The organism is Streptomyces sp. NBC_00091, from assembly GCF_026343185.1.
In the GTDB taxonomy this organism is placed as follows: Bacteria; Actinomycetota; Actinomycetes; order Streptomycetales; family Streptomycetaceae; genus Streptomyces.
The window spans coordinates 5,769,443-5,782,262 of the sequence record NZ_JAPEMA010000001.1 but is presented as its reverse complement, the minus strand read 5'-3'; the positions used below and the strand labels follow the sequence as shown (position 1 = coordinate 5,782,262).

Annotated in this window: 17 protein-coding genes; 10 read left to right on the top strand and 7 right to left on the bottom strand. The window is 73.5% G+C overall.

What is annotated here, in order from left to right; genetic code table 11:
* Positions 1 to 6 precede the first annotated feature (6 nt).
* Both OOK34_RS26650 and OOK34_RS26645 read left to right on the top strand, forming a co-directional pair.
* Complete coding sequence (locus tag OOK34_RS26650) at positions 7 to 984, top strand: ABC transporter ATP-binding protein (RefSeq protein ID WP_267036919.1); 978 nt, start codon at positions 7 to 9, stop codon at positions 982 to 984.
* A 110-nt stretch (positions 985 to 1,094) separates the two neighbouring features.
* Positions 1,095 to 2,561, top strand: coding sequence for a condensation domain-containing protein (locus OOK34_RS26645; RefSeq protein ID WP_267036388.1), 1,467 nt, complete (start codon positions 1,095 to 1,097; stop codon positions 2,559 to 2,561).
* Here the strand turns inward: OOK34_RS26645 and OOK34_RS26640 are convergent.
* The 4 genes from OOK34_RS26640 to OOK34_RS26625 all read right to left on the bottom strand — a co-directional run bounded on the left by OOK34_RS26640 (position 2,551) and on the right by OOK34_RS26625 (position 4,899).
* The gene (locus OOK34_RS26640; RefSeq protein WP_267036918.1) at positions 2,551 to 3,786 is read right to left on the bottom strand and encodes an RNA polymerase sigma factor; all 1,236 of its coding nucleotides are present in this window, start codon (positions 3,784 to 3,786) and stop codon (positions 2,551 to 2,553) included. The genes OOK34_RS26645 and OOK34_RS26640 overlap by 11 nt on opposite strands.
* A gap of 81 nt (positions 3,787 to 3,867) precedes the next feature.
* A complete protein-coding gene (locus OOK34_RS26635; protein WP_267036387.1) occupies positions 3,868 to 4,224 on the bottom strand; it encodes a YciI family protein in 357 nt (118 codons plus the stop codon).
* 149 nt (positions 4,225 to 4,373) lie between these two features.
* Positions 4,374 to 4,532 carry a hypothetical protein gene (locus OOK34_RS26630; protein ID WP_267036386.1) on the bottom strand — a complete coding sequence of 53 codons (159 nt, stop codon included), beginning with the start codon at positions 4,530 to 4,532 and terminating at the stop codon, positions 4,374 to 4,376.
* 97 nt (positions 4,533 to 4,629) lie between these two features.
* Positions 4,630 to 4,899: a hypothetical protein gene (locus OOK34_RS26625; protein WP_267036385.1), complete on the bottom strand. Its 270-nt coding sequence runs from the start codon at positions 4,897 to 4,899 to the stop codon at positions 4,630 to 4,632.
* Between the two features lie 139 nt (positions 4,900 to 5,038).
* Between OOK34_RS26625 and OOK34_RS26620 the strand changes: the two genes are divergently transcribed.
* The 5 genes from OOK34_RS26620 to OOK34_RS26600 all read left to right on the top strand — a co-directional run bounded on the left by OOK34_RS26620 (position 5,039) and on the right by OOK34_RS26600 (position 8,034).
* Positions 5,039 to 5,383, top strand: a complete 345-nt coding sequence (locus OOK34_RS26620) for a co-chaperone YbbN (RefSeq protein ID WP_267036384.1) — start codon at positions 5,039 to 5,041, stop codon at positions 5,381 to 5,383.
* Positions 5,384 to 5,529: 146 nt separating this feature from the next.
* Positions 5,530 to 6,741: a cytochrome P450 gene (locus OOK34_RS26615; protein ID WP_267036383.1), complete on the top strand. Its 1,212-nt coding sequence runs from the start codon at positions 5,530 to 5,532 to the stop codon at positions 6,739 to 6,741.
* Between the two features lie 5 nt (positions 6,742 to 6,746).
* Positions 6,747 to 6,956, top strand: a complete 210-nt coding sequence (locus OOK34_RS26610; protein ID WP_267036382.1) for a ferredoxin — start codon at positions 6,747 to 6,749, stop codon at positions 6,954 to 6,956.
* Positions 6,957 to 7,096: 140 nt separating this feature from the next.
* Positions 7,097 to 7,450 carry a DUF1304 domain-containing protein gene (locus tag OOK34_RS26605; RefSeq protein WP_267036381.1) on the top strand — a complete coding sequence of 118 codons (354 nt, stop codon included), beginning with the start codon at positions 7,097 to 7,099 and terminating at the stop codon, positions 7,448 to 7,450.
* The gene (locus OOK34_RS26600) at positions 7,447 to 8,034 is read left to right on the top strand and encodes a TetR/AcrR family transcriptional regulator (protein WP_267036380.1); all 588 of its coding nucleotides are present in this window, start codon (positions 7,447 to 7,449) and stop codon (positions 8,032 to 8,034) included. The genes OOK34_RS26605 and OOK34_RS26600 overlap by 4 nt, the downstream gene beginning before the upstream one ends.
* 201 nt (positions 8,035 to 8,235) lie before the next feature.
* Here OOK34_RS26600 and OOK34_RS26595 read toward each other — a convergent pair whose 3' ends face one another.
* The gene (locus OOK34_RS26595) at positions 8,236 to 8,442 is read right to left on the bottom strand and encodes a cold-shock protein (protein WP_267036379.1); all 207 of its coding nucleotides are present in this window, start codon (positions 8,440 to 8,442) and stop codon (positions 8,236 to 8,238) included.
* Positions 8,443 to 8,622: 180 nt separating this feature from the next.
* Between OOK34_RS26595 and OOK34_RS26590 the strand changes: the two genes are divergently transcribed.
* Positions 8,623 to 9,654, top strand: coding sequence for a 2-oxoglutarate and iron-dependent oxygenase domain-containing protein (locus OOK34_RS26590; protein WP_267036378.1), 1,032 nt, complete (start codon positions 8,623 to 8,625; stop codon positions 9,652 to 9,654).
* Here the strand turns inward: OOK34_RS26590 and OOK34_RS26585 are convergent.
* On the bottom strand, positions 9,572 to 9,940 hold the full coding sequence (locus OOK34_RS26585) for an HGxxPAAW family protein (RefSeq protein ID WP_267036377.1): 369 nt from the start codon (positions 9,938 to 9,940) through the stop codon (positions 9,572 to 9,574). The genes OOK34_RS26590 and OOK34_RS26585 overlap by 83 nt on opposite strands.
* A gap of 90 nt (positions 9,941 to 10,030) precedes the next feature.
* Between OOK34_RS26585 and OOK34_RS26580 the strand changes: the two genes are divergently transcribed.
* Both OOK34_RS26580 and OOK34_RS26575 read left to right on the top strand, forming a co-directional pair.
* Positions 10,031 to 10,528: a MarR family transcriptional regulator gene (locus OOK34_RS26580; RefSeq protein ID WP_267036376.1), complete on the top strand. Its 498-nt coding sequence runs from the start codon at positions 10,031 to 10,033 to the stop codon at positions 10,526 to 10,528.
* A gap of 297 nt (positions 10,529 to 10,825) precedes the next feature.
* Positions 10,826 to 12,202 (top strand): DEAD/DEAH box helicase, encoded by a 1,377-nt coding sequence (locus OOK34_RS26575; protein WP_267036917.1) that lies wholly within the window; start codon positions 10,826 to 10,828, stop codon positions 12,200 to 12,202.
* Between the two features lie 52 nt (positions 12,203 to 12,254).
* Here the strand turns inward: OOK34_RS26575 and OOK34_RS26570 are convergent, their stop codons facing one another.
* Positions 12,255 to 12,806, bottom strand: a complete 552-nt coding sequence (locus OOK34_RS26570; RefSeq protein WP_267036375.1) for a hypothetical protein — start codon at positions 12,804 to 12,806, stop codon at positions 12,255 to 12,257.
* Between the last annotated feature and the right edge of the window lie 14 nt (positions 12,807 to 12,820).

Sequence of the window (12,820 nt, the reverse complement as noted above, 5' to 3'; positions counted from 1 at the left end):
CAGGCCCTGGCCGCCGCCGAACCGCGCGGGCACGCCGCCGGGACCGCCATCGCCTGCGACCGCCTCGTACGGATCTTCACCAGCGACGGGATCGAGGTGCAGGCCTTGCAGGGGCTGGAGCTGACGGTGGCCCAGGGCGACCTGGTGGCGCTGGTCGGCGCCTCCGGCAGCGGCAAGTCCACCCTGCTGAACATCCTGGCCGGGCTGGACGTGCCCACGGCCGGCACCGCCACCGTCGGCGGCTACGACCTGCTGGAGATGTCCGCCCGCGACCGCCTGCGCTACCGGCGCGAGACGGTGGGCTTCGTCTGGCAGCAGACGGCCCGCAATCTGCTGCCCTTCCTGACGGCCGCCCAGAACATCGCCCTGCCCATGCAGTTGAAGGGCGGCGGGCGCGGGGCCCGGGCGCGGCAGGCCGCCCGGGTCGGCCGGCTGCTGGAGGCCCTGGAGATCGGCGCGCTCGGCGACCGCCGCCCGGCCGAACTCTCCGGCGGCCAGCAGCAGCGGGTGGCCATCGCCGTGGCCATGGCCAACGACCCGGCGGTGCTGCTCGCCGACGAGCCGACCGGCGAGCTGGACTCCGAGACCGGCGCGGCCGTCTTCGAGGCCTTCCGGACGGTGAACCGGGAGCTGGGCGCCACCGTGGTCATCGTGACCCACGACCCGATGGTGGCGGGCGAGGTGCGCCGTACGGTGGCGATCCGCGACGGCCGCACCAGCAGCGAGGTGCTGCGCCGCACGGTCACCGACGAACACGGCACGGAGTCGGTCAGCGAGCGCGAGTACGTGATGCTCGACCGCACCGGCCGGGTACAGCTCCCGCAGAAGTTCCTGGAGGCCCTGGGCATGGAGCACCGCGTCGCGGTCGACCTGGCCGCCGACCGCATCGAGGTCCGGCGCGACGACGCCGAGGACCCGGCCGAGGACCCCGCCGAGGACCCCGCCGAAGACCCCGCCGAGGAGGAGCCGGGGAACACCCCCTAGCCGGCCCCTGGTTCACCGTCCCGACCGGTGGCGGCAGTTCGGGCGTCACTTCCGCGGCCCGGGTGTCGTTAGGCGCTCGGGGCTGACTCGGGGGGCGAAGGGATGACGTAATGCGGCAGTTTCCTCTGGAGATGCACCACGTGGCGCCGGGGCGCCTGGTCGAGTGGCAGTTGCGGGCCACGGCCGAACCTCAGGGACCGGACCGGGGTGACGCGGAGGGCAAGAAGGCGTCCTTCAACCAGGACAAGCACTTCACCGTCGCCGAGGAGAGCCGTTCGGACGACGACCCCATGGCGTCCTGGGTGGCCGTCACCTTCGAGGTCGAGGGGGCCCTCGACGAACCGGCCCTGACCCGGGCCCTGCTGGCCTTCGTACAGCGGCACGAGGTGCTGCGCTGCGAGTTCCGGCGGCTGGCCGGGGAGCTGGCCTGCGAACCGCTGGCGGTCGACGACCTCACCGTGGAGCCGCGGTACGTGGCCACCTTCGACTCCGCCGAGCGGCTGCGCGAGTTCCTCGGGGAGCGGTTCACGCGCAGCATCGACACCCTGTCATGGCCGCTGTTCACCATGGGCGCGGTGCTCCGCCCGGACTCGGCGACGGTGTACCTGGCCTTCGACCACATCGTCTGCGACGGCATGTCGATGCCGGTCGTCGTCCACGACGTGCTGACCTCCTACGAGGCACTGCGGCGCGGTGAGGAGGCCGTGCTGCCGCCCGCGCCCAGCTATCTCGACTTCGCCGACGCGCAGCGCCGCCGCTACCTCTCCATCGACTCCGGCGACGAGCGCCTGGACTACTGGAAGTCCTTCACGGCCCGGGGCGGGGAGTTCTTCCCCCGCTTCCCGCTCGACCTGGGCGTGGAGCCGGACCGGATGTACCCGATCGTCAACGAGGCCTCCACGCTGCTGGACGCCGCCGAGACCGAGGTGTTCGAGAAGGCGTGCCTGCAGGTTGACGCGAAGCCGTTCATGGGGCTGCTCGGCTCGGTGGCCGTGTGTCTGCGCGATGCCGGCGGGCCCGGGGTCTACCGGGGGTTCATGCCCGTCAGCGAACGCGGGCGGGAGGACTGGAACAACTCGGTGGGCTGGTTCGTCAACACCCTGCCGATCGAGTTCGACGCCTCCCCCGGCAAGGACTTCGCCCAGGTGATGACCGGGGTCCGGGCGGGCTTCACCGAGATGATGCGCCACCTCGACGTGCCGTTCGTACGGGCCTGGCAGCTGCTGGCGCCGGAGGAGTTCGCGGGGCGTTCCTGGCCGTACCCGGTCAACTTCTTCTCGTACATCGACATGCGGCGCTGCCAGGGCGCCGAGCGCCACGACGAGTGGCGGCCCGCCACGCACGTGTGGTCGGCGCGGGCCAACGGGGCCTGCTCGTGGTTCCAGCGGGACGCGGACGGGCTGCACATGAACTCCCTGTACGTGGACACCCCGGCCGCGCGCCGCACGATGGGCGACTTCCAGGAGGCGCTGCGGCTGACCGTGCAGAGCATCGCCCGCACCGGCGGCTTCCGCCGGCCCGTCGCGCTCACGGCGCCCCGGCGGCCCGAGCCGGAGGCGGCGCGCGTCAGGGGCTGAGCTCCCCGAGGGCTGCGGCGCGGCCCAGCAACAGGTCCCGCTCCCGGGCGTTGCGGGTGAGGGAGGCCGCCCTCTCGAATTCGGCGCGGGCCTCCCGCCCGCGCCCGAGCCGCTCCAGCAGGTCGCCCCGGACGCTCGGGAGCAGGTGGTAGGAGCGCAGGGCGGGCTCCCGGGCGAGGGCGTCGACCAGTGGCAGTGCGGCCTCGGGGCCCTCGGCCATGGAGACGGCGACCGCCCGGTTCAGCTCGACCACCGGTGAGGGGAGCTGCGCCGCGAGCCGTCCGTAGAGGGCGGCGATGGCCGCCCAGTCGGTGTCCTCGTAGCGCACGGCCGCCGCGTGGCAGCCGGCGATGGCGGCCTGGAGGGAGTAGGGGCCGGTACCCGCGCGGTGCAGGGCCGCCACTCCGCGCCGGATGAGCAGCCGGTTCCACCTGGCCCGGTTCTGGTCGGCGAGCAGCACCGGCTCGCCGTCGGGGCCGGTGCGGGTGGCCGTGCGGGAGGCCTGGAACTCCAGCAGCGCGGCGAGGCCGTGCACCTCGGGCTCGTCCGGCATCAGGGCGGCCAGGACGCGGGCGAGGCGCAGGGCGTCCTCGCAGAGGGCGGGGCGCAGGAGGTCGTCGCCGGCGGTGGCCGAGTACCCCTCGTTGAAGACGAGGTAGATGACCTCGAGGACGGAGGCCAGCCGCTGCTCGCGGTCGGCTCCGTACGGGACTTCGAAGGGCACCCCGGCCTGGGCGAGGGCCCGCTTGGCCCGGACGACGCGCTGGGCGACGGTGGGCTCGGAGGTCAGGAAGGCGCGGGCGATCTCCTGGGTGGTGAGCCCGCCGACCAGGCGCAGGGTGAGTGCGATGCGGGCGTCGGTCCGCAGCACCGGATGGCAGGCGGTGAACACCAGGCGCAGCAGGTCGTCGTCGATGTCGTCCGGGGCCGCGGGCTCGGCGGGCGGGGGTACGTCCTCCAGGGTGCGGCCGACCTCGGCGAGCTTGCGCGCGTAGGTCTCCTTGCGGCGGACGAGGTCGACGGCGCGGTGCTTGGCGGTGGCCATGAGCCAGGCACCGGGCCGGTCGGGGACTCCGGACCGAGGCCACTGTTCGAGGGCGGCGACCAGGGCGTCCTGCGCGATCTCCTCGGCGATCCCGACGTCGCGCACGATGCGGGTGACACCGGCGATGATCCGCGCGGACTCGATCCTGAACACCGTTTCGACCGCCTGGGCCGCGCTCACTGCCGTCACGGCCACCCATCAGAGCAGCCGTGACGGGGCAGGGCAAACGCGGCGCGTGGCGCGGGCGTGGCCGTGGCCGGGTCACATCTCCTGGATCTCGCGGACCTCGGCGCCGACGGTCCACTCCGCCGGGTGGGTCTCCAGGAACCGCTTGGTCCACTCGAGGGCCTCGGCCTTGTCCTTGCACTGGAGCAGGGCGTATCCGCCGACGACCTCCTTGGTCTCGGTGAAGGGACCGTCGGTGAAGCTGGTCTTCCCGCCGGACCAGGTGATCCGGGTGCCCTCGGAGGTGGGGAGCAGCCCGGCGGTGTCGAGCATGACCCCGGCCTTGGTGATCTCCTCCATCAGGGCGCCCATGCGCTGCTCGAAGTCGGGCGGGAAGTTCTCGGGCGGCAGGTCCTGCTCGTCGATGCGGATCAGCGTCATGAAGCGCGGCATGGTGACTCCTCGGTCGCGAGGGCGGGGGCTTTCCCTGCCTCTCACCTCTGCGTCGAACGGGAGACGCCCGGATCGACAGCTCCCGGAAAATTTCTTCGGAGCTTTCCCGGGACCGGCCACCGGGCCGCGACGAGCTCGGGCCGGGCCCGTCAGGCACACCAGAAGAACAGGGTGTCGCTGCGCCGGCTCTCGTCGGCCTCCTGCTCCCATTCCTCGGCCTCGAAGCGCATCACCTTGAGGAAGACCTCGGCCGTCTCCCGGACCTCCGGGTCGTCCACCCGGTCCAGGACCGCCTCGTGCGCGGCCACGAACTCGGCCGCCAGCTCGGTGGTACGAGGAGATCAGCGCGTGCAGGGCGTAGTGGTAGGCGGGGCCCTCCTGGGCGCTGACGGTGCCGTCGAGCCCTCAGGGACTGTCGCCCGACCAGTCCCAGCGGTCCGGCTCCCCCGCGCGGCGGCGGTAGTGGGTGCTTCCTCCGGAGCCGTAGCGGCCTATCTCGGTGGGGAGGCGGGCCTCCTCGGCCAGCCGGGTGGCGCTCCAGCCGGTGATGTCGAGGAGGAGCCCGTCGAGGGGGCCGCCCACGAGTTCGCCGTAGACGTGGCCGGGGCGCGGGCCCGGATCGGGGTCGTCGTGGTCGGCGCCGTAGACCCGGCGGCGCAGCATCCTGTCGTCCATGTGCCCAGCTTCACAGCCGCCACTGACAACGGGCGGCCCGTGCCCCCGCAGCCCGCGCCCCGGCGGCCCGCGCCCGGGCCGTGCCCGGCCACCGCCTAGGCTGGCGGTCACGGCAGACGCGAACTGAGGAGCACCACCCATGGCCCGTCGGGTACACCGGCCGCTGGAGGACCAGGAATTCGACTTCATCGTCGGCATGGCGCAGGACCCGGTCCTCGCCTATTTCACCGGCACCTGGCCGAAGGCCGCCGCGGCCTGCCGGGTATTGGACGACCTCGTCGCGGAGCTGGTGCGGGGGCAGGAGTACGGCACCCGGCTGACAGCCATCCGTACCGACATCACCCGCTGCCCCGGGCCGACCCGCCGCTACGGCGTGACGGGCGCCCCGACGGTTGTCCTGCTGCGCTCCGGCGAGGCGGTGGCCACCCACGCGGGGCCGATGGACATGGCCGAGCTGCGCGCCTTCCTGGACGCCCACCTCTAGTCCCCCGACGGCCCCCGACGGCCCCCGACGGGCCCTGTGGGTGAACTCGGGCAGGCTGGCCGAAAGTGGCATAGGTGGGATAGGTGCCTTAGGCATGTAATGGAGTCCGGCGAGACGGAACCATCGCTTGCGAGGTGTTGCTTTCCATGTCCGAGGCCATGTCCCAGTCCCTGTCCGATGCCGTTGCCTTCCCGCAGGACCGAACCTGCCCCTACCACCCACCGGCCGCGTACCGGCCGCTCCGGGAGGGGCGCCCGCTCTCGCGGGTCACCCTCTTCGACGGCCGCTCCGTATGGGTGGTCACCGGCCACGCCGAGGCGCGGGCCCTGCTCTCCGACGGGCGGCTGTCCACCGACCGGACCAGGGAGACCTTCCCCGCCCCCACCCCCCGGTTCAAGGGGCTGCAGAACCGGCGGACCGCCCTGCTCGGCGTGGACGACCCCGAGCACAACACGCAGCGCCGGATGCTGATCCCGAGCTTTTCGGTCAAGCGGACGGCGGCCCTGCGCCCCCGGATCCAGGAGACGGTGGACCGGCTGATCGACGCGATGGTGGCCCGGGGCCCGCAGGCCGAGCTGGTGGGCGCCTTCGCCCTGCCGGTGCCCTCGATGGTGATCTGCGCCCTGCTCGGAGTGCCGTACGAGGACCACGAGTTCTTCGAGGAGCAGTCCCGGCGGCTGCTGCGCGGCCCCGGGACCTCGGACGTGGAGGACGCCCGGGAGCGGCTCGACTCCTACCTGGAGGCGCTGATCCGGCGCAAGCGCACCGATCCGGGCGACGGGCTGCTGGACGAGCTGGTCGCGACCCGGCTGGCGACCGGGGAGACCGATGTCGAGGAACTCGTCTCGCTGGCCGCGATCCTGCTGATCGCGGGGCACGAGACCACGGCGAACATGATCTCGCTCGGCACCTTCACCCTGCTGCGGCATCCGGAACAGCTGGCCGAGCTGCGGGCCGAGCCCTCCCTGATGTCGGAGGCGGTGGAGGAGCTGATGCGGTTCCTGTCGATCGCCGACGGCATGCTGCGGGTGGCCACGCGGGACATCGAGATCGGCGGGGTGACGATCCGGCCGGACGACGGGGTGATCTTCTCCACCTCGGTCATCAACCGCGACGAGGCGGTCTTCGAGGATCCGGACGCGCTCGACTGGCACCGGCCGACCCGCCACCACCTGGCCTTCGGCTTCGGCATCCACCAGTGCCTCGGCCAGAACCTGGCCCGCGCCGAGATGGAGATCGCCCTCGGCACCCTCTTCGAGCGGCTGCCCGGCCTGCGCCTGGCGGCCGAGCCCGACCGGATCCCCTTCAAACCCGGGGACACCATCCAGGGCATGGTCGAACTCCCCGTGGCGTGGTGAGCGGCGTGCGGATCTCCATCGACCACGGCGTCTGCATCGGGGCCGGCCAGTGCGCGCTGACCGCGCCACAGGTCTTCACCCAGGACGACGACGGCTTCGGCGAGGTGCTCGAGGGCCGTGCGGACGGCCACGGCAGCGCACTGGTCCGGGAGGCCGCGCGGGCCTGCCCGGTCTCGGCGATCTCCCTGCGGGAGGAGGGAGGGGAGGAGGGCTGAGCAAGGGGGGTGCCCCCCTGAGCTTCCCCAAGTTTCCCCGAGCCTCCCCGGGCTCCGACTTTCTGGACAGCTGTGCAGGAAATCTCCTGTACAGTTGTCCAGGAAGTCTTGTCCGGGGTAGGTCATAGGGGAGGTGGGCCGTGCACACGGTCGCTCTGGTTCTCGTCGGCTTGGTCGCCGCACTGCACGCGTATTTCCTGGTGCTGGAGATGTTCCTGTGGCAGCGGCCGCCGGGCCGAGCGCTGTCTGGGTTCGACGCGGACACCGCCCGCCTGACCGCGCCGCTCGCCGCGAACCAGGGGCTCTACAACGGCTTCCTGGCCGCGGGCCTGGTGTGGGGGCTGGTCATCGGGTCCCTCGCCACCCAGGTCTTCTTCCTGGTCTGCGTGATCGTCGCGGGGGTGTTCGGGGCCGCCACCGCCAACCGCCGGATCCTCCTCGCCCAGGCCCTGCCCGGCGCGCTCGCCCTGGCCGCCGCGCTGGCGGCGGCGTGAGCGGCTCGCGCGCCGGGGACCCGCGGACCGCCCGCACCAAGGCCCGGCTGCGCGAGGCCCTGCTCGCCGAGTGCGGCGCGGGGCGGGAACTCGACCAGGTGAGCGTCTCCGCCGTGGCCCGGCGGGCCGGGGTCGGCCGGGCCACGTTCTACCTGCACTACGAGGACCTCCCCGCGCTGGCCGTCGACGCCTGCGCCGAGGTCGTGCACGCGGCGGTCGATGCCCTGCACGCCTGGCAGACCGGCCCGGGCTCGGTCGCCCCGGCCCGCCCCCCGGCCGCCCTGGCCGCCTTCCTGGCCGGCGCGGCCGGACACGCGGCCCCGTACCGCGCCCTGCTCCTGCCGGGCGGCTCCGGGCCGCTGGGCGAGCGCCTGCACCGGGAGCTGCGCGCCCGGGCCCGCGCCGAGCGCGAGGCCGTCGGCGCCCCGGACGCGGAGCTGGTCGCCTCGGCGGTGGCGGCCGCCTTCACCGGGATCCTCGCGGACTGGCTGCACGGCCTGGTCCCGGCGGCCCCGGCCGAGCTGGCCGACCGGATCTGGACCCTGCTGCTGGCCCTCCACCGCGCCGGAGCCCCCACCGGCTGACCGGCGGGGGCTCCTCGCGGGCCGGACCCGTGAAGCGGTGCTAGTGCTGTGACCGGAATGGATCACCGGGTCACGGCGCCCGGCACGGCACCTCGCCGCGTTGTCGGACCGCGCAAGTACGTCCAGTACGAGACGCGGTCCTCCGCCTTGCGATGCACCGCACCGGACACCGCGACCCGGCAAACCTTTCCGGCCACAGCACTAGCGGATCACGACCACCTGCTCCGCCTGGGGCCCCTTGGGCCCCTGGACGACGTCGAACTCGACCGCCGCGCCCTCCGCCAGCTCCTTGAAGCCGGCCGTCTGGATGGCGGAGTAGTGCACGAACACGTCGGGGCCGCCGCCGTCCTGCTGGATGAACCCGAACCCCTTCTCCGAGTTGAACCACTTCACGGTGCCTGTTGCCATCTGGCTGATCCTTCTCAACGTTCCACTCGGGCCGCACGTGCGGCCGTCTCGATACTGCCCACCCGTCCCGTGCGCCACACGCCGGGCGCGGCCAACCGGGGTGGATTGAACTTCCGGCCGCCCCGTCCGTGCCATAGGGAGGCACCACACTCCAGGCACCGAGGCGAGAAGGGGACGGACATGAGCGGCTTCGCAACATTCCGCGCACCGCACCGGGTGACGGGAACGGCGCAGGACGTGGCACTCGGCCGGGCCATGGTCGAGGCCTGGCAGCGGGACGGCATCTTCCAGATCGAGGCCGACGCGGAGCAGGAGGCCAGGACCCGGGCCGCGCTGGCGGCGAGCCGGCGGTTCTTCGCCCTGCCCGCGCGGGCCAAGGCGGCGTGCGTCAACGACCACTCCTACAGCGGGTACGTCGCCTCCGGCGAGGAGGTCACCGCGGGCGAGCGCGACGCGTCGGAGATCTTCACCCTCACCCCCGACCTGCCCGCCGGGGACGACCGCCCCTGCCACGGCCCGGTGCCCTGGCCCGACGCGGACTACCGCGCCGCCATGGAGGCCCACCTGGCCGGGGTGGGCGGCCTCGGCGACCGGCTGCTGCCCCTGGTGGCGCTCGGGCTGGGCCTGGAAACCTCCGGCGTCGGCCGGCTCGCCTCCCTGACCCGGGGCGGCTGGCACCACATGCGGGTGCTGCGCTTCCCGGCCGCCTCCAGGACCACCGAGCGCGGGATCGGCGCGCACACCGACTACGGGCTGCTCGTGATCGCCGCGCAGGACGAGGTCGGCGGGCTGTACGTGCGCCCCCCGGTCCCCGGCGAGCGGCGGCCGCGCAACTGGCTGCCCGGGGAGAGCACCGCCGGCTTCGCCGAGGACGCGCCCGGCTGGCGGTACGTGACCCCCGTGCCCGGGGTGCTGACGGTGTTCCCGGGGGACATCCTGCAGTTCCTGACGGGCGGCGCCCTGCTGTCCACCCCGCACCGGGTCCGGCTCGCCGACCGGGAGCGCTACGCGCTGGCCTACTTCCACGAGCCGCGCTTCGACGCCCGGATGCGCCCGCTGTCACCCGCGAGCCCGGCCGGGAGCGACGAGGACACCGTCATCCACTACGGGGAGCACTTCACCCGGATGTTCATGCGCTGCTATCCCCAGCGGGCAACGACGCGGCGGATCGAGGAGCGAGGGCTGCTACGGCAGCTCGCCGCGGCCCGCTGACCCGGCAGCCGAGGCAGTTCTCGTGCCCCGTCCGGGCGGCGGTGTCCCGGGTGCGCCAGTCCCATGCGGCGGCCGGGCGCGGTCCGCTGGGCTTGCCCCACCCGGCGAGGTGGAGCAGCCAGGTGACCAGCCCGGCCAGCACGACCAGGCCGAGGCCGAGCCAGATGCCCGGGGTCCAGGCCGCGCACAGGGCGACACCCGCTCCGGTGCAGCCCAGCAGGGCCAGGACGGTCCCGGTCCAGCCGGCCACCGTGTGGCCGAGGTCGACGTCGCCGTGCGCGCTCATGATTCCCCCTGTCAGGGCAGGCAGCAGTACGCTCGGAGAAGGATCTTTTATCTCACGAGCTAAGTAGCTTAGATGCTAAGGAGAATTTCGGTGCACGGCAAGCCCCGTCCCGCGGCCACGGCCGGGGAGGCGATCGCGCGCATGGACCAGTACGTCGCGCTCGGCCTCATCGGCCAGCAGGAGGTGGCGCAGCTCCTCGGGATCAACGTCACCGACCTGACCTGCCTCGCCCACATCCTGTCGGCCTGCGACAACCCGCTGTCCGCCGGTGATCTCGCCGGGCTGACCAACCTCACCACCGGTGCGGTGACCGGGGTGCTCAACCGGCTGGAGCGGGCCGGGTACGCCAGCCGCCGGCCCGATCCCGCCGACCGGCGGCGGGTGCGCGTGGTGGCCGACCCGGAGTCCGCCGCCCGGGTCATCGCCACCTACCAGCCCTTCTACGACCGGCTCGGGACCGTGTTCGCCGAGTACACCCCCGACGAGATCGCCGTCATCGCCGACTGGTTCGGCCGGGCGACGGTGGAGATGCGGGCTCACCTCGCCCAGGTGCGGTCCGGGGAACTCGACCCCAGGCCGGGCCGGTGACCGACTGGTAAAATGGCCGGGAAACTTGAGGCGCGGGGCGCCGCCGCCCGGTGCGGACGCGTACGACGAGCCGGGGACCGTACCGAGGGGTACGGACCCCGGCTCGTCGCCGTTCCCGCCGCGCACTCCCGCGTCCCACTCCCGCGTCCCACCTCTCCACACGGAAGGTTCTGCATGAAGAACCCGTCAGCTCACGGGCGTTTCGGCATCAAGGCCGGAGCGAAGGCAGGCTCCAAGCCGGGAGCCAAGGGTGCCGGCAAGGCCCCCCGGACCCTCGGGCCGCAGGGCGAGTTCGCCATGCCCCGGTCCACCACCCCGGCGCTGCCCCCGGTGGCCTCGTTCGACGAACTCGGGCTGCCCCCTGAGCTGGTGGAGACCATGGCCGCCCAGGAGGTCCGGGAGCCCTTCCCGATCCAGGCGGCCACCCTGCCCAACTCCCTCGCGGGCCGCGACATCCTCGGCCGCGGCCGCACCGGCTCCGGCAAGACCCTCGCCTTCGGCCTGGCCCTGCTGGCCCGCACGGCCGGGCAGCAGGCCGACCCGAAGCGGCCGCTGGCGCTGATCCTCGTACCGACCCGCGAGCTGGCGCAGCAGGTGACCGAGGCGCTGGCCCCGTACGCGCAGGCCCTGAAGCTGCGCATGGCCACGGTCGTCGGCGGGCTGTCCATCGGCCGCCAGACGAGCGCGCTGCGCACCGGCGCGGAGGTCGTGGTCGCCACGCCCGGACGCCTCAGCGACCTGGTCGGACGGCGTGACGTGCACCTGGAGCGGGTGAAGATCACCGTCCTGGACGAGGCCGACCAGATGTGCGACCTGGGCTTCATGCCGCAGGTCACCGAGATCCTGGACCAGGTGCACCACGCCGGGCAGCGGATGCTGTTCTCGGCCACCCTGGACCGCAACGTCGACCAGCTCGTGCGCCGCTACCTGAAGGACCCGGTCTCGCACTCCGTGGACCCGCAGTCGGCCTCCGTCGGCACGATGGACCACCACGTGCTGCACATCCACGCGGCGGACAAGGTCTCGGCGGCCACCGAGATCGCGGCCCGCGAGGGCCGGGTGATCATGTTCCTGGACACCAAGCACGGGGTCGACCAGTTCGTGAAGCACCTGCGGGCCATGGGCGTACGGGCGGAGGGGCTGCACAGCGGCAAGTCCCAGCCGCAGCGCACCCGCACCCTGGGGCAGTTCAAGGACGGGCTGGTCAAGGTCCTGGTCGCGACGAACGTCGCCGCCCGCGGCATCCACATCGACGACCTCGACCTCGTGGTCAACGTGGACCCGCCGGCCGACAGCAAGGACTACCTGCACCGCGGCGGCCGCACCGCCCGGGCGGGCGAGTCCGGCAAGGTGGTCACCCTGGTCACCCCCAACCAGCGGCGCGACATGGTCCGCCTGATGGCCGACGCGAAGATCCGCCCCACCATCACCCAGGTGCGCTCCGGCGAGGCGGCGCTGAGCCGGATCACCGGGGCCAAGGCCCCCTCCGGCGTCCCGCTGGCCGGAGCCGCGCCGACCGACGCCAAGGGCCGCCCGAGCGGTACGGACCTCGGCTTCCGCGGCATCGGTACGCGCCCGGGCCGGCCCGGCAAGGGCAAGGAGTCCCGTAAGACCATCGAGGCCCGGCAGGCCGCCGAGGCCCGCCGCGCGGCCCGGGTCCGCAAGGGCCTCTGACGCTCACGGGGTGTCCGCCGGGACCCGCCGGACAACCCGTGGGCGTTCCGGTTCAGGAGGTGGCGCGCCGGTGGAGCCGTCTGGCCGCGGCGTTGCGGACGCGCCGGGTGCGGCCGGAGGCGGCCAGCAGGGCCAGCGCCTCGTCGCCGGCCCGGGACTGGGAGGCGGTGCGCTGGCACCAGTCGGAGGCGGCGGCCAGCTCCTCGGGCGACCACTCCCCGCCCGCCCCGATGGCCTTCAGTAGGGTCCATTCGCGCAGCCGGCGGGCCGGGAAGGCGTGGCCGTCGAGTACGCGGCGCAGGGCGCGGGCCCAGTCGTGGAACCCGGCGCCGGGCGCCAGCCGCAGGGCCCGGCGGTCCAGGTGGGTGACGACCGCGCTCTGTGCCATCACCGGGTCCGCGTCGCGCAGGACCTCGGCCACCGCCCCGGCCTCCGCCGCCGCGCCGGCCGCCCCGGCGGCGGCGAGCCGGTCGAGGTGGCGGGCGTAGCGCCAGCGGTCGGTCGCGACGGCCTGCTCCGGCGGCCGGGCCGTCAGGGCCGTCAGGGCCGTCAGGGCCGGGCCGGCCGCCGGAGCGCGGCGTATCTGGTGTTCAGGGCTCCCCATGGCACATATTCCAC

Coding starts and splice junctions, on each gene's coding strand:
- OOK34_RS26645 (WP_267036388.1), top strand. CDS start 1,095: ATGCGGCAGTTTCCTCTGGAGATGCACCACGTGGCGCCGGGGCGCCTG.
- OOK34_RS26635 (WP_267036387.1), bottom strand. CDS start 4,224: ATGCCGCGCTTCATGACGCTGATCCGCATCGACGAGCAGGACCTGCCG.
- OOK34_RS26595 (WP_267036379.1), bottom strand. CDS start 8,442: ATGGCAACAGGCACCGTGAAGTGGTTCAACTCGGAGAAGGGGTTCGGG.
- OOK34_RS26625 (WP_267036385.1), bottom strand. CDS start 4,899: ATGGACGACAGGATGCTGCGCCGCCGGGTCTACGGCGCCGACCACGAC.
- OOK34_RS26585 (WP_267036377.1), bottom strand. CDS start 9,940: ATGAGCGCGCACGGCGACGTCGACCTCGGCCACACGGTGGCCGGCTGG.
- OOK34_RS26575 (WP_267036917.1), top strand. CDS start 10,826: ATGCCCCGGTCCACCACCCCGGCGCTGCCCCCGGTGGCCTCGTTCGAC.
- OOK34_RS26620 (WP_267036384.1), top strand. CDS start 5,039: ATGGCCCGTCGGGTACACCGGCCGCTGGAGGACCAGGAATTCGACTTC.
- OOK34_RS26570 (WP_267036375.1), bottom strand. CDS start 12,806: ATGGGGAGCCCTGAACACCAGATACGCCGCGCTCCGGCGGCCGGCCCG.
- OOK34_RS26590 (WP_267036378.1), top strand. CDS start 8,623: ATGAGCGGCTTCGCAACATTCCGCGCACCGCACCGGGTGACGGGAACG.
- OOK34_RS26615 (WP_267036383.1), top strand. CDS start 5,530: ATGTCCGAGGCCATGTCCCAGTCCCTGTCCGATGCCGTTGCCTTCCCG.